Here is a 22645-nt window from a genome sequence, read left to right on the forward strand (position 1 = left end):
GCCATCAGCCTACCCAGTCGGACTGCGGAATACCCAGAAGGCGCAGCACGCTGGTAAGGTCGCCGCGATTGATCCAGCCGTTGGCGGCGGCGCGGGCCTTGGGTTTGGCGTGGTAGGCGATGCCGTACGTCGCGGCTTCGAGCATCGGAATGTCGTTGGCGCCGTCGCCCGTCGCCAGGCTGGTCGCTCCGTCGCCAAGGCTTTCCATCTCGGCCAGCAAGGTGGCTTTCTTGACCGCCGAATCGACGATACCGCCTACCAGACCGCCGGTCAGCTTGCCGCTCGCCACGTCCAGACGATTGCCGACGACATGCTCGAAACCAAGCTGCTCGGCCACCGGATCGGCAAAATGATGGAATCCACCCGTCACCAGTACGGTGCGGCAGCCCAGCTTCTTAAACGTTTCCACCAGCACCCGCGCTCCCGGCATCGGCCGGATACGCGTGGCGAGGCACTCGTCGATCGCATCGACGCCCAGCCCTTCCAGCAAACCGACGCGTTCGCGAAGCGCCTGTTCGAAATCCAGTTCGCCCTGCATGGCCCGCTCGGTAATCGCGGCGATGCGGTCTTTAAGACCCGCGAAATCGCCCAATTCGTCGATGCATTCCTGCCCGATCATGGTCGAGTCCATGTCCGAGATGAACAGGCGCGGCACGATCGGTTCGTCGCGCGTCACCAGCCCGTCGGTGGGCGCGAAATGCGCGTCGAGGGCGGTGCGCAGGGCCGCAGCATCATCGTCGGGCGAATCGATCTGCATCGTCTGGCCACAGAAACTGAGCATCGACGCATCGGCGATCCGCACGCCCGCTTCGGCCATCTGTGCCTTCGCTGCTTCGAGTCTTGCCGAAAGGTGGTCCGGTTCTGCTATCAGCCGGGCAATGAGCACTGCGAATTCCCTTGATGCACCATACGATATCGCCGCCGGAGACCGGCCGCCGCTGGCGCTCATCGCAGGGCCGACCGCCAGCGGCAAGAGCGATTGTGCCGTTTTGCTGGCGCAGGAACTGGAACGGCGCGGGCGGCGGGCAGTGGTGATCAACGCCGACAGCTCGCAGGTCTACGCCGACCTTACGATCCTGAGCGCCCGCCCCACCGCAGAGGACATGGGCGGTATCGAGCACCGGCTGTTCGGCGCCTGGGACGGCGCGCAGGCATGCTCCGCCGCCGACTGGGCGCGCGCTGCCCGTGACACGATCGCCGCCGTGCATGCAGACGGAGCGGTGCCGATCCTCGTCGGCGGCACAGGGCTTTATATCCGTACCCTGCTTGACGGCATTGCACCCATTCCGCCGATCGACCCGGCCGTGCGCGAAGCGGTGCGCGCCCTGCCCGTCGATCAGGCCTATGCAGCGCTATCGATGGAGGACCCCGAACGCGCCGCCCGCCTTGCCCCTGCCGACACGACCCGGGTTGCCCGCGCGCTGGAGGTGGTCCGCTCGACCGGGCATGGCCTGGCGCATTGGCAGACGCAGACCACCGGCGGCATTGGTGGCGCCGTATCAGTGCACCCCGCGATCCTCCTTCCCGATCGGCAGGCGCTGTATGCCCGCTGCGACATGCGCTTCGCCCGGATGATCGAACGCGGTGCCCTGGCCGAAGTGGAAGCGCTGCTGGAGCGCCACCTCGACCCCGATCAGCCGGTGATGCGCGCCATAGGCGTGGCCGAACTGGCGGGTGTCCTTCGCGGTGACTTGAGCCTTGATGTCGCCATCGCCAGCGGTGCCCAGGCCACGCGCAACTACGCCAAGCGCCAATTCACCTGGCTACGCCATCAGCCACCCCCTCACTGGCCGCGCATCCAATTGCAAAATTACGCTCAAGGCGCTTTTGATGATATTTTATTGCGCTTTCTGGGTTGACCCACACCCCCTTGGTCCGTAGAGGCCATGGCACCTGCTGATTGGAAGTTATGCAGGGAGGAGAGGACGACCCGGTACGGCGCAGCCGTCGTGCCGGGTCGGCTCCATTAAGGCTCTCAGTCCCGCAGGACAGGGCGGCCATTCGGGTACGTGGACAAAGGAATGTGTTGTGAGTGAAGAGCGCAGCGGCGCCAACATCCTGGTCGAAAGCCTGGTCAAGCAGGGGGTCGAATTCGTGTTCGGCTATCCCGGCGGCGCCGTGCTTCCGATCTACGATGCCCTTTTTGGTGACGAGCGCATCCGCCACATCCTCGTCCGCCACGAAGCCGGCGCGGCCCATGCTGCCGAAGGCTATGCCCGCTCCACCGGGAAGCCCGGCGTCGTTCTCGTCACGTCCGGCCCCGGCGCGACCAATGCCGTCACCGGCATTGCCGACGCGTTTCTTGATTCGATCCCGCTCGTCGTCATCACCGGTCAGGTGCCCACCGGGCTGATCGGCTCCGACGCGTTCCAGGAATGCGACACGGTCGGCATCTCGCGCCACTGCACCAAGCACAACTATCTGGTGAAAGACCCGGCCGAGCTTGCCGCCGTCATCGACGAGGCATTCCAGATCGCCACGACCGGCCGCCCCGGTCCGGTGCTGATCGACATTCCCAAGGACGTCCAGATCGCCTCCGCCATCTGGAATGACGGCCCGACCCAGCGCCGCCAGCGCTATGCCCCGCGCACCCGTGGCGCGAGCGAGGAAATCGCGCAGGCGGTAAAGATGCTCGCGGCGGCCAAGGCACCGGTGTTCTACACCGGCGGCGGCGTCATCAACGCCGGACCGCGCGCCAGCGAACTGCTGCGTGAACTGCAGGCGAAGACCGGCGCGCCTGTCACCTCGACGCTGATGGGCCTCGGCGCGTTCCCGGCGCATCATGCCGACTGGCTGGGCATGCTGGGCATGCACGGCACGTATGAGGCGAACCTTGCGATGAACGAGGCGGACCTGATCGTCTGCATCGGCGCGCGGTTCGACGATCGCGTGACCGGACGGCTGGACGCCTTTTCGCCCAATTCCAAGAAGATCCACATCGACATCGATCGCTCGTCGATCAACAAGATCGTCCGCGTCGATCTGCCGATCGTCGGCGATTGCGCCACGGTGCTCGAACAGATCCTGGCCGAATGGGGCAGCACCAAGGGCCAGGACCTTACCGAGTGGAAAGCCAGGATCGACAAGTGGCGCGAAAAGCAAAGCCTGTGCTATCCCGCCAATCCCGATGCGATCATGCCGCAGCTGGCGATCCAGCGTCTGTATGAACTGACCAAGGATCAGGAGCCGGTGATCTCCACCGAGGTCGGCCAGCACCAGATGTGGGCAGCTCAGCACTTCCCGTTCTTCTCGCCCAACAAGTGGCTGACCTCGGGTGGTCTCGGTACGATGGGCTATGGCCTTCCCGCCGCCATCGGCGCGCAGTGCGGCAATCCCGATGCGCTGGTGATTGACATCGCCGGCGACGCCTCGATCCAGATGAACATTCAGGAACTGGGCACCGCCACGCAATACCGGCTGCCGGTGAAGGTGTTCATCCTCAATAACGAGTGGATGGGCATGGTCCGCCAATGGCAGGAACTGACATACGAAAGCCGCTTCTCGAATTCGTATTCGGACAGCCTTCCGGACTTCGTGAAGCTGGCCGAAGCCTATGGCTGGAAGGGCATCCGCATCGAGGATGAAAGCCAGCTCGACGCCGGGATCAAGGAAATGATGGACTACCCCGGCCCGGTCATCGTGGACTGCCTGGTTCACAAGGAATCCAACTGCTTCCCGATGATCCCTTCGGGCGGCGCCCATACCGAGATGCTCCTCTATGGCGACCATGTGCTTGGCACGATGGACGATGAAGCCAAGGCACTGGTCTGAGGACGAGCAGGACAATGATGCGCATTCATCACGAGGCCGAGGAACGCCACGTTCTGACCGTCACGGTCGATAACGAGGCAGGCATTCTGGCCAAGATCGCCGGGCTGTTCACCGCGCGGGGCTATAACATCGACAGCCTGACCGTGGCCGACATCACCGAAAACCATGCGGTAAGCCGGATCACCATCGTCACGCGCGGCCCGCCGGACCAGATCGATCAGATCCACGCCCAGCTGGAACGGCTGGTGCCGGTGCACAAGGTGGTGGACCTGACCGAAGTCGGCCCGCACGTCGCTCGCGAACTCGCGCTCGTCAAAGTGGCGGGCACGGGCGAAAAGCGGGTGGAGGCCCTGCGCCTTGCCGATATCTTCCGCGCCAAGGCCGTCGATACCACGACCGAGAGCTTCATTTTCGAACTGACCGGCGCGCCTGACAAGATCGACACGTTCGTCTCGCTGATGCGGGACTTAGGTCTGGTCGAAGTCGGCCGCACCGGCATCGTCGGCATGATCCGCGGCACCGTGGAAGCCTGATTTCAACTAACCCGAATACGACATTCAAACCCCTGCCATTGCCGCTCAGGCGACTTTTACCGGTCGTCGCCGATGCGGAAGAATGGCGACAGCAAGGACTAAAGTCATGAAGGTTTATTACGACGCCGATTGCGACATCAACCTGATCACCCAGAAGAAGGTCGCGATCCTCGGGTACGGCAGCCAAGGCCACGCCCACGCCCAGAATCTGCGCGATTCCGGCGTCAAGGACGTGGCCATCGCCCTGCGCGAAGGCTCGGCCACCGCGAAGAAGGCCGAAGCCGCCGGTTTCAAGGTGCTGTCCAACAAGGAAGCCGCCGCCTGGGCCGACGTGATCATGATCCTCGCCCCCGACGAGCATCAGGCCGCGATCTACGCTGATGACATTCACGCCAACCTGAAGCCGGGCGCTGCGCTCGCCTTCGCTCACGGCCTGAACGTTCACTTCGGCCTCATCGAGCCGCGCGCCGACATCGACGTGTTCCTGATCGCTCCCAAAGGTCCGGGCCATACCGTGCGCTCCGAATACCAGCGCGGCGGCGGCGTCCCCTGCCTGATCGCGATCCACCAGGACGTGACCGGCAATGCGCAGGACGTTGCGCTCGCCTATGCGTCGGCAGTGGGTGGCGGCCGTTCGGGCATCATCGAGACCAACTTCCGCGAGGAATGCGAAACCGACCTGTTCGGCGAGCAGGCCGTGCTTTGCGGCGGCGCCACCGCGCTCGTCCAGGCCGGTTTCGAAACCCTGGTCGAAGCTGGGTATGCACCGGAAATGGCCTATTTCGAGTGCCTCCACGAACTGAAGCTGATCGTCGACCTGATGTACGAAGGCGGCATCGCCAACATGCGCTACTCGATCTCGAACACCGCCGAATACGGCGACATCAAGACCGGCCCGCGCATCATCACCGACGAAACCAAAAAGGAAATGAAGCGCGTTCTGGAGGACATCCAGTCGGGCCGGTTCGTCAAGGACTTCGTGATGGACAACCGCGCCGGCCAGCCCGAGCTGAAGGCCTCGCGCAAGGCCGCCCTGCGCCACCCGATCGAGGAAACCGGCGCCAAGCTGCGCGCCATGATGCCCTGGATCGGCGCGAACGCGCTGGTCGACAAGTCCAAGAACTGATCATCGGCGGCGGAAGGGGGCGGGCAGACCGTCCCCTTCCCCACCCCTCGCTACTTGCGCCCGCGTCGGCGCGTGAAAGTCGGGCGGCTTGCATGCCACCCAGCGCACGAATCGGGCGATCTCGTCCACGTTGCGCAAGGCGTCCACATCGCCGCCAATTCGCGCCAGTTGCGCATTCGTCTGCGCGGCGTGGATCGTGCGATGGCAGATCGGGTGCAGCGGCACGGTTTCGCGCCCGCCCCGGCTTTTCGGCACCGGATGATGCCGCTCCACGCGCCTGCCCAACGCGCGCTCGCACAGCCAGCACGTCTGCTCATCGTCTTTTGCGATCATGGCGTCCTGCAATCGTACGTCATTAGGAAGTTATCAAAGTTTCAACCTTAACCATGGCCTAAGTCGCAATGGTTCACGCCCGCGGCAAGTCGGGCGATCGAAGGGTTGGAAGTTTCATGACGGCATTTGGTCGGCGTAACGGTGTAGGCGGAATGGTCCCGGGCGCTCGCCCCGCATTCGGCGTGGCAAAGCCGTTGAAGGGTCCGGAAAAGCCGGTTGGCGGTGCGGGCGGTGTGCCGATTCCCGGCGCTGGCGATCAATTCCCACCGCTTCCCGGCAACGATGGCGTGCCGATGACCGCCGCCGCGATGCGTGATGATGCGATGTCGCGCCTGGCCGATCGCGCCAACGCCGTTCATGAACCGTCCGAGCAGGATGGCTTCGAAGCGTCGATCCACAAGATCAAGGAGCAGGTCCTCCCTCGCCTGCTCGAACGAGTCGATCCCGAAGCCGCCGCCACGCTAACCAAGGACGAGCTGTCCGAGGAATTCCGCCCGATCATCATCGAGGTGCTGGCGGAACTCAAGATCACCTTCAACCGCCGGGAGCAGTTCGCGCTCGAAAAGGTGCTGATCGACGAACTGCTTGGGTTCGGTCCGCTGGAAGAACTGCTGAACGACCCCGATATTTCGGACATCATGGTCAACGGCCCGAACCAGACCTACATCGAAAAGAAGGGCCGGCTGCAGCTCGCCCCCACCAAGTTCCGCGACGAGCAGCACCTGTTCCAGATCGCCCAGCGCATCGTCAACCAGGTCGGCCGCCGCGTCGACCAGACCACGCCGCTGGCCGACGCCCGCCTCAAGGACGGCAGCCGCGTCAACGTGATCGTACCGCCTCTGTCGCTGCGCGGCACCGCCATCTCGATTCGTAAATTCTCCGAAAAGCCGATCACCATCGACATGCTCCAGGGCTTTGGCTCGATGAGCGAGAAGATGGCCACCGCGCTCAAGATCGCAGGCGCTTGCCGGATGAACATCGTCATCTCGGGCGGCACCGGCTCGGGCAAGACCACCATGCTCAATGCCCTGTCGAAGATGATCGACCCGGGCGAGCGCGTGCTGACCATCGAGGACGCCGCCGAACTCCGCCTGCAGCAGCCGCACTGGCTACCGCTGGAAACCCGCCCGCCCAACCTTGAAGGCCAGGGCGCCATTACCATCGGCGATCTCGTCAAGAACGCCCTGCGTATGCGCCCGGACCGCATTATCTTAGGTGAAATTCGCGGCGCGGAGTGCTTCGATCTGCTGGCGGCGATGAACACCGGTCACGACGGATCGATGTGCACGCTGCACGCCAACTCCCCGCGCGAATGCCTGGGCCGTATGGAAAACATGATCCTGATGGGCGACATCAAGATCCCCAAGGAAGCGATCAGCCGCCAGATTGCGGAATCGGTCGACCTTATCGTTCAGGTCAAGCGCCTGCGCGACGGCTCGCGCCGCACCACCAACATCACCGAAGTGATCGGCATGGAAGGCGACGTCATCGTCACGCAGGAACTGTTCAAGTTCGAATATCTGGACGAAACCGACGACGGCAAGATCATCGGCGAATACCGCGCCTCTGGCCTGCGCCCGTACACGCTGGAAAAGGCCCGCCAGTTCGGCTTCGATCAGGCCTTTCTAGAAGCGTGCCTCTGACCGGCGAGCCGCTGGCGATCAGTACCCCAGATCGTCTACCGGCGGCTTGCCGAAGAAGTTGAGGTCGTCAGTGGTGATCCACTGATACTGATAGTTCAGGTAATACAGGCCGCAAAGAATGACGGCCAGCACCGTTGCCCGCATCGAGATCAGGCCAGGCCGAAAATTCACCGGCGCACTATCGGCGTGGCCCTTGGGCACGTTATGCCCGCTGACCTCATTAGGCGTGCGCAACCCGAACGGCATGACCAGAAACGCGCTGAGCACCCAGAACAGGGCATAGATCGCAACGATCGAGGTCCATTTCATCGCCATGACGCCTCAATCCTCCAGCAGCAGGACCTGAACCTGCGGCTTCTTGCCCGACCAGCGGGTAGCAGCGCGGCGGGCCGCCAATCGTGCTGCCTCCGTCCGCACTCCGCGCTCCGCCTTCTTCGCGCGGCCCAGCGCATCCGCCACGTCCTTCTGCGCTTCGGCCACGAAGTCGTCATAGTCTTCGTCCAGCGGCAGGCCAAGCGCGGACACCTGCACGTTGCCCTTGCGATCGGCCGCGACCGAAACGACGCCGTTGAAGGCGATCCGTCGGCGCATGACCATCGCCTCGCCATCGGCCGGCGCGATGATGTCGCCATCCAGAATCAGACGGCCGGAACGGACTTCGCCGAATTTCCCGGCACGATCGGGCGCCAGACGTACAAGATCGCCGTTCTTCTGGAAGATCGCCTTGGGAATGCCGCTTTCCAGCCCGAGCCGCACCTGCTCCTTCATATGGCGGATTTCACCATGGACCGGCAGCAAAATCTGCGGTCGCAGCCACCCGTAGAGCGCCTGAAGTTCAGGACGACCGGGATGGCCGGATACATGGATCGGGCTTTGCCGGTCCGTGACAACGACGACCCCGGCATCAGCGAGTCGGTTCTGAATGCGGCCGATCTGGATCTCGTTACCGGAGATCTGGCGGCTGGAAAACAGCACGACATCGCCCTTGTCTAGCTTGATAGGGTGGCTTCCCTCGGCAATGCGCGCCAGCGCCGCCCTCGGTTCGCCCTGCCCGCCGGTGCCGACGATCAGCACTTCGTCGCGCGGCAGGCCCATCGCGGTTTCCACGTCGATCAGTTCCGGCAGGTCCTTCAGATACCCGCACGATCGCGCGACGCCGATGATGCGATCAAGCGATCGCCCGGCAACGCACAATTGGCGCCCCGTCTTCTTCGCGACATCGCCCAGCGTCTGCAGCCGCGCCACGTTGGAGGCAAACGTCGTCACCAGAACGCGCCGCCCCTTGTGCCGCTTCACTTCCGCCAGAAGCCCGCGATAGACTTCGCCTTCGGAGCCCGACGCTTCCGGGTTGAACACGTTGGTCGAATCGCAAACGAGCGCGAGCACTCCTTCGTCGCCGATGGCGGTCAGTTCCGCTTCGGTGGCCGGGGTGCCGACCTGCGGCTCATCGTCCAGCTTCCAGTCCCCGGTGTGGAAGATGCGGCCATAGGGCGTTTCGATCACCAGCGCGTTGCCTTCGGCGATCGAGTGCGCCAGCGGCACGTAGCGGATCCCGAACGGTCCGATGTCGAACCGTTCGAGGTCGTCGACCACGATAAGCTCCACCTCGTCCAGAATACCTGCTTCTTCGAGCTTGGCTGCGACCAGCTTGGCGGTGAACGGCGTCGCGTAAAGCGGCACGCCCAGTTCCTGCGCGAAGTACGGCACCGCGCCGATGTGATCCTCATGCGCATGGGTCAGCACCACGCCGAGCAGGTTCTCCCGCTCGTTCTCGATGAATTCGAGGTCGGCGAATACGAGATCGACGCCGGGGTATTCGTTCCCCGAGAAGGTCATGCCAAGGTCAACCATCAGCCACTTGCCATGGCACCCATAGAGATTGACGTTCATACCGATCTCGCCCGAGCCGCCGAGCGCACAGAACAGCAGTTCTTTACCTGGAATCACGTAGATGCGGCCCTTTGCGCAAGAATGGCGAGGCCGTCGATCGTCAGATCCGCGTCGACGGCGTCAAAAATGTCGGTTGCTTCGTGGAAGAGTACGGCAAGGCCGCCGGTGGCAATCACTTTGGCCGGACGCCCGATTTCAGCCCGAATCCGCGCGATCAGGCCTTCCATCATCGCTACGTAGCCCCAGAATACACCGATAAGCATCTGGTCTTCAGTATTGCGCCCGACGACGCTCTGGCTCTTGGGAATTTCGATCGCGATGCGCGGCAGCTTCGCGGTGTTGCCGACGAGCGCATCGAGCGACAGATTGATACCGGGGGCAATGATGCCACCTTTGTAGGCCCCGTTGAAATCGACCACGTCGAACGTCGTCGCCGTGCCGAAATCGACGACGATCAGGTCGCCTGAATGCTTGGCATGAGCGGCAACGGCGTTCACCGCCCGGTCTGCACCCAGCGAACGCGGCTCGTCCACATCGATGTCGATGCCGTACTCCGCCTCGCCATGACCGGCGATCAACGGCTCCACATCGAAATAATGGCGCGCCAGAATTTCCAGGTTGTGGAGCGCACGCGGAACGACCGTCGAAATGATGATCTGGTCGATCGCCTTCGCGTCCACGCCCCTGATGGACAGGAGCTGCATCAGCCAGACCGCGTATTCGTCCCCGGTACGGCGCGGATCGGTCGCGATGCGCCAACGCCCACGGATGGTCCGCCCCTCCAGCAGGGCGAAGACGACATTGGTATTGCCGGCATCGATAGCAAGCAGCATGGGCCTATCGTTTCCTCAAACGCGGTTGGTCGACAGTATGACGTCGCCAGCGTGAATGGTCCGCATCTCGCCACTTGGCAAGGCAAGCTGCAAATTGCCGTCGTCGGACAGGCCTGCGAACGTGCCATCCAGCGGCTCCTCCCCGGGGGGCGATACCCGTAGCGGCGTACCTTCTGGATGAGCGGCAGCCTGCCAGCGACGTAGCAGCGGAGCAAGGCCGACCGTCCGCCAACGCTCCAGTTCAGCGTCGAACGATCGGGCGAGCGTGTCTGCGAAGGTGTCACGATCGGCGGCCGACCCCAGATCGTTAAGGCATGCCACAGGGCGATCTGGTATCACCGGGGCGACCGCCAGATTGACGCCGATGCCGATGATGACGACCCCGGCCGTCATTTCCAGGAGCACGCCCGCCACCTTGCCGCCGTCCAGCAAAACGTCGTTCGGCCATTTCAGCAGAACCTGATGCCCGCCCGGCACAAAACGCATAACAGCTCGGTGGACCGCAAGCCCCGTAAGCAATGCCAGCGTCGCCGGAGCGGGATCGCCGGGCGCTATACGCACCACCGTCGATCCCATGAAATTGCCCAGGCCGTCATTCCAGACCCGGCCAAGGCGACCCCGGCCGGCGATTTGCCGATCCGCGATCAGCCAGTCACCCTCAGCCAGATATTCGCCCGCTGTTGCCCGGCGAGCCAGATCCTCGTTGGTGGAGCCAGTTTGCTCGACCGTACGGATCAAAGCGCGAAGAACAGCGCCGTTGCCGCCGTGTCCGTCATGCCCGTCAGCCACTTGGTCAGCAGGTAACCGAGTGGCGACATGATCAGGCAGGTCACGATCAGGATCGCCTTGTGCCACACATCGCTGTCACCCGTCACCGCATCGACCGGCTCGTCGAAGTACATGACCTTGACGATCTTCAGGTAATAGAACGCACCGATCACCGAGGCCGCGAAGCCAAGGAACGCCAGCGCCATCATGTCCGCATCGACGGCGGCCTTGAAAACCAGGAACTTGCCCCAGAAACCGAACAGCGGTGGAATACCGGCAAGGCTGAACATCACGATGGCAAGGCCCAGCGCCAGACCGGGACGCGTACGCGACAATCCGCCTAGACGTGCGATTTCCTCCACCTGTGCTCCGTTCTCGTCCTTGAGCATGAGGATAGCCACGAACCCGCCGATCGACATGGCTACATAGACGGCGAGATAAAACAGCATCGCCGAAGCACCCTGCTCGTTCGCGGTGGCAAGGCCGACAAGGATGAAGCCGACGTTGTTGATCGACGAATAGGCCATCAGGCGCTTGATGTTCTTTTGCCCGATCGCACCCAGTGCACCGACGACGATCGAGGCGAGCGCGATGAAGACAATGATCTGGCGCCATGCAGCGGCCTGATCACCAAACGCATCGAGGAGGACGCGCATCGTCAGACCGATCGCAGCGACCTTGCCGGCCGTGGCGAAGAACTTCGTCACCGGCGTCGGCGCGCCTTCGTAAACGTCGGGCGTCCACATGTGGAATGGTACGGCGCTGATCTTGAAAGCAAGGCCTGCGAGCATGAAGACGATGCCGAACAGCGCGCCATGCGAAAGGCCGCCTGCCAGCGCCGCGTTGATGTCCGAGAACGACGTCGTGCCGGTAAACCCGTAGGTCAGGCTCATGCCGAACAGCAGGATGCCCGAGGCCAGCGCGCCCAGCACGAAATACTTCAGGCCCGCTTCCGCCGAACGCCCATCAGTGCGCACGAACGCCGCCAGCACGTAAGCAGCCAGCGAATTCATCTCCAGACCAATGTACAGCGTCAGCAGATCGCCGGCCGAAACCATGATCCCGCTACCCAGCGCGGCGAAGATGACCAGAACAGGAAACTCAGCCCGCATCGTGCCCGTCCGCTCGAAGAACGCAGGCGCGACGATCAGCGTCGTAGCGGCCGAGAGATAGATCAGGATCTTGGCATAGCTGGAGAAGGCGTCTGCCCGAATCTGGCCGAAGAAGGCGGAATAATCCGCGCCAACATGGCCCTGACACAGCGCCGGAGCGACAAGGAACGTGACGCCGATCAGAGCGGTGACACCCAGGATCGATATCAGGCGGCTTGCCTTGTCCCCGCCCCAGGCGGCGATCAGCAGCAGGATCAGGCCCGCGATGCTAAGCGTTGTTTCCGGCGCGATCAGGCGCAGCGACTGCGACCAGTCCATCAGTGTGACCCCTCGTGCGCAGCCGATTCCGCATGCGCAGGCTTAGCTTTGCCGATTGCTATCTTGCTGTCTCCCGCCGGCTTCGCCCGAGCAAGGCGAGCATCGAGCGCGGCAATGTCGGCGCGCATCGGAGCGATGAAGCTTTCAGGGTAGACACCCATCCACAAGACCGCGAGCGCGAGCGGAACAACCATCAGCAGTTCACGCGCGTCGAGGTCCGGCATGGCGGCGGCGGCGGCGTTCTTCTGGTCGCCAAAGACGACCCGGCGATAAAGATAGAGCATGTACGCTGCACCAAGGATGATGCCGGTGGTGCAGATCAGGGCTGTCCAGGTCGATACCTGATAGATGCCGCCAAGGCTCAGGAATTCGCCCACGAAGCCGCTGGTGCCCGGAAGGCCGATCGATGCCATCGTGAACAGCAGGAAGAACAGCGCATAACGCGGCATGTTGATCGCAAGGCCGCCATAGCGGTTGATCTCCCGGGTATGCAGACGATCGTAGATGATTCCGACGCACAGGAACAACGCGCCGGACACCAGACCATGGCTGAGCATCACCAGCATCGAACCCTCTAGCCCCTGCACGTTGAAGGCGAACAGACCGATCGTAACGATCGCCATGTGAGCGACGGACGAATAGGCGATCAGCTTCTTCATGTCGCTCTGCACCAGCGCGATCAGCGAGGTGATGACGACCGCTGCCATCGACAGACCCCAGATCAGCGGCGCAAAGTATGCGGACGCTTCTGGGAACATCGGCAGCGAGAAGCGGATGAAGCCGTAGCCACCCATCTTCAGCAGAACGCCCGCCAGAATGACCGATCCGGCTGTCGGTGCCTGCACGTGTGCAGCAGGAAGCCAGGTATGAACCGGCCACATCGGCATCTTCACAGCAAAGCTGGCGAAGAAGGCCAACCACAGCCACGTCTGCACGCTGGGGTCGAAATCGTAGGCCATCAGCGTCGGCACGTCGGTCGTGCCCGCGGTGTGCACCATCCACAGCATTGCCACCAGCATCAGTACCGAGCCGAGCAGCGTGTACAGGAAGAACTTGTAGCTTGCGTAGATGCGGTCCGTCCCGCCCCAGATGCCGATGATCAGGTACATCGGGATAAGGCCGGCTTCGAAGAACATGTAGAACAGAAAGATATCCTGCGCCGCGAACACGCCGATCATCAGCGTCTCGACCAGCAGGAACGCGGCCATGTATTCGCCGACGCGCTTTTCGATCGAGTTCCAGCTGGCGCCGATGCAGATCGGCATCAGGAACACCGAGAGCATGATCAGGAGCAGGGCAATACCGTCGATGCCAAGCGCCCATGAGAAGCCCGAGAAAATCTCGAGCCGCTCGGTAAACTGCCATTGGGCACCCCCGATGTCGAAGTTGAGCCACAGCACGACGCCGAGCGCAAAGTCGATCAGAGTGGCGATCAGCGCGACGCTGCGCGCCGCTTTGGCTTCAAGAAATAGACAGGCCAGCGCACCGAGCAGCGGCACGGCCAACATCAGGCTGAGGATCGGAAAACCACTCATCATCTTATCCCGCGATCACCCAGCTGATGGCGCCGACAAGGCCCAGCAGCATGACAAGAGCGTAGCTGTACAGATAGCCCGACTGGACCTTCTGCGCGTAAGTCGAACCCTTGGCGACAGCCCAGGCAGCACCGTCAGGACCGAACCGGTCGATGACGCCGATGTCGAGCACCTTCCAGAACACCTTGCCGAGCCAGAATGCGGGGACGACGAAGACGTAATGGTACAGTTCGTCGAACATCCACTTGCGATAGACGAACGTGTAGACCGGGCCGAGCTGGTCGACGACCATCTTCGGGAAGTTAAGGTTACGGATGTATCCGTACCAGGCGATGATGAAGCCGATCGCCATGACCGTGAACGGCGACCATTTCACCCACGTCGGGACGGCGTGCATCGCGTGGATCAAATGTTCATGGAACACCAGCGCTCCGTTCCAGAAGGCACCCTCGCCTTCGGAAACAAACGCGTCGTGGAAGACGAGCCCCGCGAAAATGGCTCCCAACGAAAGAACCAGCAGAGGCAGCAGCATGACCCAAGGACTTTCGTGCGGATGGTATCCGCCCGTGCCGTCGCCATGATCAGAGGCATGCCCATGTACATGACCGCCGTGCCCATGGGCATGCGCATCATGCTGGTCGGTTTCGTGACCGGCATCTTCCTGCGCGGGCGCATCGTGATGATCCCCATTTCCGTGCGCATCATGGACCGCATGCTGGATATGTTCGGACCGGTTCCAGCGCGGTTTGCCGAAGAACGTCAGGAACACGAGACGCCAGGAGTAGAAGCTGGTCATCAGCGCGGCTAGGATACCCATCCAGAAGGCAAAGGTGCCAACCGACGTACCCGAACCGAATGCCGCTTCAAGGATCGCGTCCTTCGAATAAAAGCCCGCGAAGCCGATGAAACCAGCGATACCGACACCGGTGATGGCCAGCGTGCCCGCCGTCATCGTCCAGAACGTGATCGGGATATGCTTCCGCAGATTACCGTAGAAACGCATGTCCTGTTCATGGTGCATCGCGTGGATCACCGAACCGGCACCAAGGAACAGAAGAGCCTTGAAGAAGGCGTGCGTGAACAGGTGGAACATCGCCGCGCCATAGGCGCCAACGCCTGCAGCGAAGAACATGTAGCCCAGCTGCGAGCAGGTGGAATAGGCGATGACGCGCTTGATGTCCCACTGCGTGCACCCGATCGTCGCGGCGAAGAAGCACGTTGCAGCACCGATAAAGGTGATGACATGCATTGCGGTTTCGCTCTGCTCGAACATCGGCGAGAGACGGCAGACCATGAAGACGCCTGCGGTGACCATCGTCGCCGCGTGGATCAGTGCCGATACCGGTGTCGGGCCTTCCATTGCGTCAGGAAGCCAGGTGTGCAGGCCAAGCTGCGCCGACTTGCCCATCGCGCCGATGAACAGCAGCAGGCACAGGACAGTCATCGTATCGACGCGCATGCCGATGAAGCCGATCGTCGACCCGGCCATCGTCGGCGCGGCGTCGAGGATCTGCGGGATCGATACGGTGCCGAACACCAGATACGTGCCGAAGATGCCGAGCATGAAGCCCAGGTCGCCCACGCGGTTGACGACGAACGCCTTGATCGCGGCAGCGCCGGCGGAAGGCTTGCGGAACCAGAAACCGATGAGGAGGTAGGATGCAAGGCCAACGCCTTCCCATCCGAAGAACATCTGCACCAGGTTGTCTGCCGTCACCAGCATCAGCATGGCGAACGTGAAGAGCGACAGGTACGCGAAGAAGCGCGGCTGATCCGGCTCCTCGCTCATGTAACCCCACGAATAGAGGTGCACGAGCGCCGATACCGAAGTGATGACCACCAGCATGACGGCGGTGAGCGAATCCACCCGCAGCGTCCAGTCGAATGTCATCGTGCCCGAAGCGACCCACTTGAGCACGGGAACCACGTGCTCAGACTGGCTGCCGCCCAGAAAACCGAGGAAGATCGGCCACGACAGCGCGCAGGCAATGAACAACGCGCCGGTCGTGAGGACCTTGGGGATGACGAAGCCGAGCGACTTGTTGGCAAGTCCGCCGACGATCGCTGCCAGAAGCGGTAGGAAGACGATGAATAGGATCGGGTCCAAGGCCTTACCCCTTCATCCGGTTGACGTCGTCGACGGCGATGGTGCCGCGGCCACGGAAATAGATCACAAGGATTGCAAGCCCCACTGCCGCCTCGCCCGCAGCGACCGTCAACACGAACATGGCGAATATCTGGCCAGTAAGGTCGTGCAGGAAAGCGCTGAACGCGACGAGATTGATGTTCACCGCAAGCAGGATCAATTCGATCGCCATCAGGATGACGATGATGTTCTTGCGGTTGACGAAAATGCCGAGGACCCCAAGCACGAACAGGATCGAGCTTACCACGACATAGTGTTCGACGCCGATCACAGCTGGACCCCCTTGCCGATTTCAGGCTTCACGTTGACGGTCGCGTCCTGCGGGCGACGCTGGTTCTGCTTGCTGATCTTCTGGCCCCGCGTGTCGCCACGCTGGCGGTGGGTCAGTACGATCGCGCCGATCATGGCGACCAGCAGGATGATCCCGGCGGCTTCGAACAGGAACAGATAACGGCTGTAGAGCAGCGCGCCGATCGCCTCGATATTCGAGGTTCCTGCAGGCGTTGCGGCCATGCCGTTGGGCGTGCCGAGCTCCATCGATCCGGCGCGATACGCGCCGATGCCCAGCACCATTTCGGCCAGCAGGACCAGCGCCACAAGCGCGCCGAACGGGAAGTAGCGAACGAAACCGGCACGCAACGACGCAAAGTCGATGTCGAGCATCATCACCACGAACAGGAACAGAACCGCGACCGCACCGACATAGACGATCACCAGCAGCATCGCGATGAACTCGGCACCGGTCAGCACCATCAGGCCCGCCGCGTTGAAGAACGCCAGGATCAGCCAGAGCACCGAGTGCACCGGGTTGCGCGCGAGGATGGTGATCGCGCCGGAGGCGACGGTCATCACCGCGAAGAGGTAGAAGGCGATTACGTGAATCATGAAAGCCTGTTTCCTTGCGCGCGCCGGTTAGCGGTACGGAGCATCGGCTTCAAGGTTCGCGGCGATGGCCCGCTCCCACTTGTCCCCGTTCGCCAAGAGTTTGGTCTTGTCATAGAGCAGTTCTTCGCGCGTTTCGGTCGCGTATTCGAAGTTCGGCCCTTCGACGATCGCATCCACCGGGCAGGCTTCCTGACAGAAACCGCAGTAGATGCACTTCGTCATGTCGATGTCGTAGCGCGTGGTACGGCGCGAACCGTCGGCACGTGGGCTTGCCTCAATGGTGATCGCCTGCGCTGGGCAGATCGCCTCGCACAGCTTGCAAGCGATGCAGCGTTCCTCGCCATTGGGATAACGGCGCAGCGCATGCTCACCACGGAAACGGGGCGACAGCGGGTTCTTCTCGAACGGGTAGTTGATCGTCGCCTTGGGCCTGAAGAAGTACTTCAGCGTCAGCCAATGCGCCTTCACGAACTCCCAGAGCGTGAAGCTCTTGATGAGATATGCAACGGTCATGCGAAGTGTCCGGTAGCCATGAGGTAGCCGCTGACCATCACGACGAACAGCAGCGAAACGGGGAGGAATACCTTCCAGCCCAGGCGCATCAGCTGGTCATAGCGGTAACGCGGAACCGTCGCCTTGACCCAGCTGAAGATGAAGAAGAAGAACAATACCTTCAGCACGAACCAGATGAAGCCCGGCACGAGGTAAAGGATCGGGATATCAAGCGGCGGCAGCCAGCCACCCCAGAACAGCGTCGCGTTGAGCGCGCACATCAGCAGCACGTTGGCGTATTCGCCGAGCCAATAGGCGGCGAAGGCCATCGACGAATATTCGGTCTGGTATCCGGCAACAAGTTCGCTTTCCGCTTCCGTTAGGTCGAACGGTGCGCGCTGCGTTTCGGCAAGGCTCGAAATCAGAAACATCACCCACATCGGGAAGAGCAACGGGTTCGCCACGAAGCCATTGATGATCCCGAAGACGTGTCCCTTCTGCGCCAGGACAATGGCGTTCATGTTGAACGAACCGGCCCACAGCACCACGCAGATCAGGATGAAACCAATCGAGACTTCATACGAAATCATCTGCGCCGAGGCGCGCATCGCCGAGAAGAACGGATACTTCGAGTTCGAAGCCCAGCCCGCCATGATCGTGCCGTAGACACCGAGCGAGCTGATCGCGAGGATGTACAGCAGCCCGACGTTGATGTTTGCCAGCACTGCGCCTGAATTGAACGGAATCACCGCCCAGGCCATCAGCGCGACGGTGAACGTCACGACCGGGGCGATCAGGAAGATGCCCTTGTTCGCGGCCGAAGGAATGATTGTTTCCTGAAGGAATACCTTCAAACCGTCCGCAAACGACTGCAGCAAGCCGAACGGTCCGACCACGTTGGGACCACGACGCAACGCCATGGCCGCCCAAACCTTGCGGTCCATGTAGATCGCCATTGCCACCACGAGCATAAGCGGCAACGCGATCAGCAGGATGCCGCAGATCGTCGCGACGAACCACGCCCAATCCTGCGTCATGCCAAGCGACTGGAAGAACGAAGTCATTCCGCCGCCTCCGCGAATTCCTCACCGTGCAGCAGTTCGGCCGAACAGCGCTGCATCGTCGCGCTGGCGCGCGCGATCGGGTTGGTCATGTAGAAGTCCTTGATCGGATAGGCGATCGCGCCGGATGCCGAACCGCCAACCACCGGCAGGGTGCTACCATAGTCGGCGAGCCCTTCCTGCCCGAGCGCCGGCACTGCCGCGACCATCGCCGCACGCAGTTGGTCGAAGCTGTCGAAACCTACCGAAACCCCGAAAGCATCGGCCATCGCACGCAGGATGGTCCAGTCTTCGCGAGCATCGCCCGGCGCGAACACCGCCTTGTCGGCGAATTGCACGCGGCCTTCGGTGTTCACGTAAGTCCCGGCCTTTTCTGTATAGGCGGATCCCGGCAGTACGACGTCGGCGGCGTGAGCGCCCTTGTCGCCGTGATGGCCGATATAGACGATCATCGAGTCAGCGAACCTGGCGTAGTCGACTTCATCCGCGCCGAGCGAGATCAGAACTTTCGGATTGGCAGAAGCGATGTCGGCGATACCGCCCTTCTGGGCGTAGCCGAGCATCAGACCGCCCATGCGCGAGGCCGCCATATGCAGGACGTTGAAGCCGTTCCAAGTCGACCCGTCTTCGAGAGTGCGAACCAGATTGAACTGGCTCACGAGGCCAAGAGCCGCCTCGAGACCGCCGCGGCCAAGACCTGCACCACCGACGATAACCGCCGGACGCTTGGCGCCCGAAAGCGCATCCGCTACATGATCCGGCAGGTTATCCAGCGCTGAAAGGTCATCGCCCAGGAATTCGCCGCCGAACGTGGTTTCCCACTGCGGTCCGACGAGGAAGACCTTGGCGCCGCGCTTGACGGCCTTGCGCAGGCGCACGTTCACCAGCGGCGCTTCCCAGCGCACGTGGGATCCGACGATCAGGATCGCGTCTGCGCCTTCGATGCCCGAAAGGGTCGAGTTGAAGTTGACCGCTGCGAGGCTGGAGGTGTCGTAGTCCATGCCCGTCTGGCGTCCCTCGAGAAGGGTCGAACCCAGAGCGCTGACAAGCGCCTTGGCGGCGAACATCGTTTCGCAATCGACCATGTCACCGGCGATCGCGGCGATCGAGTTGCCCGGGTTCAGCGTAGCGAGCGCGGCAAACGCCTCGTTCCAGGTGGCCGGAACGAGCTTGCCATCGCGGCGCAGGAAGGGCTTGTCGAGACGACGACGCACCAGGCCATCGACCTGATAGCGAGCCTTGTCGCTAATCCATTCCTCGTTGACATCGTCGTTATTGCGCGGAAGCGCACGCATCACTTCCCGGCCACGGCTGTCGATGCGAATGTTCGCACCGGTCGCGTCCGAGACGTCGATGCCAAGCGTTTTCTTCAGCTCCCAGGGACGCGCTTCGAACGCGTAGGGACGGCTGGTCAGCGCACCGACCGGGCACAAGTCGATCACATTCGCGCTCATCTCATGCTTGGCGGCATGTTCCAGATACGTAGTGATCTGCATGTTCTCGCCGCGATAGAGCGCGCCGATCTCGTCCACGCCGGCTACTTCTTCAGAGAAGCGCACGCAGCGGGTGCAGTGAATGCAGCGCGTCATCTGGGTCTTGATCAGCGGCCCCATGTACTTCTCGGTCACCGCGCGCTTGTGCTCGTGGTAGCGCGAGCCGCCGCGTCCGTAGGCGACCGACTGGTCCTGCAGGTCGCATTCGCCGCCCTGGTCGCAGATCGGGCAATCGAGGGGGTGGTTGATGAGGAGAAATTCCATCACCCCTTCGCGTGCCTTCTTGACCATCTCGCTGTCGGTGCGGATTTCCTGGCCTTCGGTAGCCGGAAGCGCGCACGATGCCTGCGGCTTGGGCGGTCCGGGCTTCACTTCGACCAGGCACATACGGCAGTTGCCGGCGATGCTCAGCCGCTCGTGATAGCAGAAGCGCGGGATTTCCTTGCCGGCAAGCTCGCAGGCCTGCAGCACGGTCGCACCGTTCGGAACGTCGAGTTCGACGCCGTCTACTTTGACTTTTGGCATTATTCGGCTGCCTGTTGCAGAGACCCGTGGCGCGCCTCGATGCGACGCTCGATCTCGGGACGGAAGTGCTTGATCAGGCCCTGGATCGGCCACGCGGCGGCGTCGCCAAGGGCGCAGATCGTATGGCCTTCGACCTGCTTGGTCACCTGCTGAAGCATGTCGATTTCCTCGACATGCGCGTCGCCGGTACGCAGTCGTTCCATGACGCGCCACATCCAGCCGGTGCCTTCCCGGCACGGCGTGCACTGGCCGCAGCTTTCATGCTTGTAGAAGTACGAAAGACGCGAAATGGCGCGAACGATGTCGGTGGACTTGTCCATGACGATGACGGCGGCGGTGCCGAGGCCGGAGCCGACTGCCTTCAGACCGTCGAAGTCCATCGGTGCGTCCCAGATGTCGGCCGAGGGCACGAGCGGAACCGATGAGCCGCCCGGGATCACCGCCAGCAGGTTCTCACGCCCGCCGCGAATGCCGCCGCAGTGACGTTCGATCAGTTCGCTGAACGGGATCGACATCTCTTCCTCGACCACGCAGGGGCGATTGACATGCCCGCTGATCTGGAAAAGCTTGGTGCCCTTGTTGTTCTCACGGCCGAAGGAAGAGAACCACGCCGCGCCGCGCCGCAGAATGGTCGGCGCGACGGCGATTGATTCCACGTTGTTGACCGTGGTCGGGCAGCCGTAGAGGCCTGCGCCTGCCGGGAAAGGCGGCTTAAGACGGGGCTGACCCTTCTTTCCTTCCAGGCTTTCGATCATCGCGGTTTCCTCGCCGCAGATGTAAGCGCCCGCGCCGCGGTGCACGAACACGTCGAAGTCGTAGCCCGAACCGCTGGCGTTCTTGCCGAGCAGGCCCGCCGCATACGCCTCGTCGCGCGCGGCGAACAGGGTTTCGGCCTCGCGGATATATTCGCCGCGAATGTAGATGTAAGCTGCCCGCGCGCCCATCGCAAAGCCAGCGACCAGCGCGCCTTCCAGCAGCATGTGCGGATCGTGGCGGATGATCTCGCGATCCTTGCACGAACCCGGCTCGGATTCGTCCGCGTTGATCACGAGGAAGCTGGGCTTGGGATTGCCATTCTGGTCGAGCGGCGGCTGCTTGGGCATGAAGGACCACTTCATCCCGGTGGGGAAGCCTGCACCGCCACGACCGCGCAGGCCCGAAGCCTTCATCTCGTCGATGATTGCATCACGGCCGCGCTCGATCAGCGCCTTGGTGTTGTCCCATGCGCCGCGCGCTTGCGCTTCCTTCAGGCCCCACGGCTGGTAGCCGTAGACGTTGGTGAAGATGCGGTCCTTATCAGCGAGAGCCATTACCACTCACTCCGATAGTCATGGTTGGCGGTGATCATGGCCGCAAGGTTGGTCGGTTCGCCCACCGGTTCCACCGTGTGGCGCGCCGGGTCCTGGGTCCCTGACTTGGGGCTTTCGCCGCGAGCCAGCGCGTCGAGGACGGCGTCCACGCGCTCAGGCGTCAGATCCTCGAAATTGTCATCGTTGATCTGGACCATCGGTGCCGAGGCGCAGTTGCCCATGCACTCAACCTCGGTGAACGACCATAGGCCGTCCGCGGTGGTATGGCCCTTTTTCATACCACGCTTCTTGCATGTCTCAATGATGTCGTCAGACCCGCGCAGCATGCATGGCGTCGTGCCGCAGACCTGAACGTGAAAACGGCCGATCGGCGCGATATTGTACATCGTGTAGAACGAGGCGACCTCGACCACGCGGATGATCGGCATGTCGAGCTGCGCCGCGACATATTCCATCACCGGGATCGGCAGCCAGCCCTGGGTATTCAGTTCCGCCCCCACCTGGCGCTGCGCAAGGTCGAGCAGCGGCATGACTGCCGAGCGCTGGCGACCGTCCGGATAGCGCGCAACGATATCCTTCGCCTTGGCGGCGTTGGCATCGGTCCAAGCAAAGTTGCCCCAACGCGCCCTTATTTCAGGCGTATCGGGTTCGATATAGCGGTCAGCCATGCTTACCTCTGCGCTTCAGCCACTGGTCCTGGCCGAAAAAGAAAATCTCAAATCCGCCGATGGCGGTCGCCAGCATTGCAATCATCGGCGATGGGGCGACCCCGGCCCACATGCTGAGGAAATAGATGCCAACCAGCAGCAGGCCCGTCAGGCTTGCCCAGATGCGGATCATTTCGACGGTGTTGTACTTGGTCATCGGTCCC

At 62.4% G+C, this 22645-nt stretch carries 22 protein-coding genes; 5 read left to right on the forward strand and 17 right to left on the reverse strand.

What is annotated here, in order from left to right:
• Nucleotides 1-4: 4 nt before the first annotated feature.
• Complete coding sequence (gene serB, locus ACZ1JM_RS07775; protein WP_465134263.1) at nucleotides 5-886, reverse strand: phosphoserine phosphatase SerB; 882 nt, start codon at nucleotides 884-886, stop codon at nucleotides 5-7.
• On the opposite strand from serB, the gene miaA reads away from it, so the two are divergent.
• The 4 genes from miaA to ilvC all read left to right on the forward strand — a co-directional run bounded on the left by miaA (nucleotide 879) and on the right by ilvC (nucleotide 5430).
• Nucleotides 879-1859, forward strand: coding sequence for a tRNA (adenosine(37)-N6)-dimethylallyltransferase MiaA (gene miaA / locus ACZ1JM_RS07780; RefSeq protein WP_465134264.1), 981 nt, complete (start codon nucleotides 879-881; stop codon nucleotides 1857-1859). The two genes, serB and miaA, sit on opposite strands and share 8 nt — an antisense overlap.
• 169 nt (nucleotides 1860-2028) lie before the next feature.
• Nucleotides 2029-3771, forward strand: a complete 1743-nt coding sequence (ilvB, locus tag ACZ1JM_RS07785) for a biosynthetic-type acetolactate synthase large subunit (protein WP_465134265.1) — start codon at nucleotides 2029-2031, stop codon at nucleotides 3769-3771.
• 14 nt (nucleotides 3772-3785) lie between these two features.
• Complete coding sequence (gene ilvN / locus ACZ1JM_RS07790; protein WP_465134266.1) at nucleotides 3786-4304, forward strand: acetolactate synthase small subunit; 519 nt, start codon at nucleotides 3786-3788, stop codon at nucleotides 4302-4304.
• A gap of 82 nt (nucleotides 4305-4386) precedes the next feature.
• Nucleotides 4387-5430: a ketol-acid reductoisomerase gene (gene ilvC, locus ACZ1JM_RS07795; protein ID WP_465134267.1), complete on the forward strand. Its 1044-nt coding sequence runs from the start codon at nucleotides 4387-4389 to the stop codon at nucleotides 5428-5430.
• On the opposite strand, the gene ACZ1JM_RS07800 is transcribed toward ilvC, so the two are convergent.
• Entirely contained in the window at nucleotides 5431-5763 is a 333-nt protein-coding gene (locus tag ACZ1JM_RS07800) for an HNH endonuclease (protein WP_465134268.1), read from the reverse strand.
• Nucleotides 5764-5879: 116 nt separating this feature from the next.
• On the opposite strand from ACZ1JM_RS07800, the gene ACZ1JM_RS07805 reads away from it, so the two are divergent.
• The gene (locus tag ACZ1JM_RS07805) at nucleotides 5880-7406 is read left to right on the forward strand and encodes a CpaF family protein (RefSeq protein ID WP_465134269.1); all 1527 of its coding nucleotides are present in this window, start codon (nucleotides 5880-5882) and stop codon (nucleotides 7404-7406) included.
• An 18-nt stretch (nucleotides 7407-7424) separates the two neighbouring features.
• Here the strand turns inward: ACZ1JM_RS07805 and ACZ1JM_RS07810 are convergent, their stop codons facing one another.
• Genes ACZ1JM_RS07810 through ACZ1JM_RS07880 form a run of 15 tightly spaced genes read right to left on the reverse strand, consistent with a single transcriptional unit; the run spans nucleotide 7425 to nucleotide 22638 of the window.
• Nucleotides 7425-7715 carry a DUF1467 family protein gene (locus ACZ1JM_RS07810; RefSeq protein ID WP_465135010.1) on the reverse strand — a complete coding sequence of 97 codons (291 nt, stop codon included), beginning with the start codon at nucleotides 7713-7715 and terminating at the stop codon, nucleotides 7425-7427.
• 12 nt (nucleotides 7716-7727) lie between these two features.
• Entirely contained in the window at nucleotides 7728-9353 is a 1626-nt protein-coding gene (locus ACZ1JM_RS07815; protein ID WP_465134270.1) for a ribonuclease J, read from the reverse strand.
• The gene (locus tag ACZ1JM_RS07820; protein ID WP_465134271.1) at nucleotides 9350-10129 is read right to left on the reverse strand and encodes a type III pantothenate kinase; all 780 of its coding nucleotides are present in this window, start codon (nucleotides 10127-10129) and stop codon (nucleotides 9350-9352) included. Before ACZ1JM_RS07820 ends, ACZ1JM_RS07815 begins: the two co-directional genes overlap by 4 nt.
• A 15-nt stretch (nucleotides 10130-10144) precedes the next feature.
• On the reverse strand, nucleotides 10145-10867 hold the full coding sequence (locus tag ACZ1JM_RS07825) for a biotin--[acetyl-CoA-carboxylase] ligase (RefSeq protein WP_465135011.1): 723 nt from the start codon (nucleotides 10865-10867) through the stop codon (nucleotides 10145-10147).
• On the reverse strand, nucleotides 10864-12327 hold the full coding sequence (gene nuoN / locus ACZ1JM_RS07830; protein ID WP_465134272.1) for an NADH-quinone oxidoreductase subunit NuoN: 1464 nt from the start codon (nucleotides 12325-12327) through the stop codon (nucleotides 10864-10866). Before nuoN ends, ACZ1JM_RS07825 begins: the two co-directional genes overlap by 4 nt.
• Nucleotides 12327-13862, reverse strand: coding sequence for an NADH-quinone oxidoreductase subunit M (locus ACZ1JM_RS07835; RefSeq protein ID WP_465135012.1), 1536 nt, complete (start codon nucleotides 13860-13862; stop codon nucleotides 12327-12329). The genes nuoN and ACZ1JM_RS07835 overlap by 1 nt, the downstream gene beginning before the upstream one ends.
• Before the next feature lie 4 nt (nucleotides 13863-13866).
• On the reverse strand, nucleotides 13867-15969 hold the full coding sequence (gene nuoL, locus ACZ1JM_RS07840; protein ID WP_465134273.1) for an NADH-quinone oxidoreductase subunit L: 2103 nt from the start codon (nucleotides 15967-15969) through the stop codon (nucleotides 13867-13869).
• A 4-nt stretch (nucleotides 15970-15973) separates the two neighbouring features.
• Complete coding sequence (nuoK, locus tag ACZ1JM_RS07845; RefSeq protein ID WP_465134274.1) at nucleotides 15974-16279, reverse strand: NADH-quinone oxidoreductase subunit NuoK; 306 nt, start codon at nucleotides 16277-16279, stop codon at nucleotides 15974-15976.
• Nucleotides 16276-16893 carry an NADH-quinone oxidoreductase subunit J gene (locus ACZ1JM_RS07850; protein ID WP_465134275.1) on the reverse strand — a complete coding sequence of 206 codons (618 nt, stop codon included), beginning with the start codon at nucleotides 16891-16893 and terminating at the stop codon, nucleotides 16276-16278. The genes nuoK and ACZ1JM_RS07850 overlap by 4 nt, the downstream gene beginning before the upstream one ends.
• 27 nt (nucleotides 16894-16920) lie before the next feature.
• Nucleotides 16921-17406, reverse strand: coding sequence for an NADH-quinone oxidoreductase subunit NuoI (nuoI, locus tag ACZ1JM_RS07855; RefSeq protein WP_465134276.1), 486 nt, complete (start codon nucleotides 17404-17406; stop codon nucleotides 16921-16923).
• Nucleotides 17403-18449, reverse strand: coding sequence for an NADH-quinone oxidoreductase subunit NuoH (gene nuoH / locus ACZ1JM_RS07860; RefSeq protein WP_465134277.1), 1047 nt, complete (start codon nucleotides 18447-18449; stop codon nucleotides 17403-17405). Before nuoH ends, nuoI begins: the two co-directional genes overlap by 4 nt.
• A complete protein-coding gene (gene nuoG / locus ACZ1JM_RS07865; RefSeq protein WP_465134278.1) occupies nucleotides 18446-20464 on the reverse strand; it encodes an NADH-quinone oxidoreductase subunit NuoG in 2019 nt (672 codons plus the stop codon). The genes nuoH and nuoG overlap by 4 nt, the downstream gene beginning before the upstream one ends.
• Nucleotides 20464-21774 (reverse strand): NADH-quinone oxidoreductase subunit NuoF, encoded by a 1311-nt coding sequence (gene nuoF, locus ACZ1JM_RS07870; RefSeq protein WP_465134279.1) that lies wholly within the window; start codon nucleotides 21772-21774, stop codon nucleotides 20464-20466. The genes nuoG and nuoF overlap by 1 nt, the downstream gene beginning before the upstream one ends.
• Complete coding sequence (locus ACZ1JM_RS07875; RefSeq protein ID WP_465134280.1) at nucleotides 21774-22442, reverse strand: complex I 24 kDa subunit family protein; 669 nt, start codon at nucleotides 22440-22442, stop codon at nucleotides 21774-21776. Before ACZ1JM_RS07875 ends, nuoF begins: the two co-directional genes overlap by 1 nt.
• The gene (locus ACZ1JM_RS07880; protein WP_465134281.1) at nucleotides 22435-22638 is read right to left on the reverse strand and encodes a hypothetical protein; all 204 of its coding nucleotides are present in this window, start codon (nucleotides 22636-22638) and stop codon (nucleotides 22435-22437) included. Before ACZ1JM_RS07880 ends, ACZ1JM_RS07875 begins: the two co-directional genes overlap by 8 nt.
• Nucleotides 22639-22645 lie beyond the last annotated feature (7 nt).

The sequence above is a fragment of the Novosphingobium sp. BL-S-24 genome, assembly GCF_055521575.1.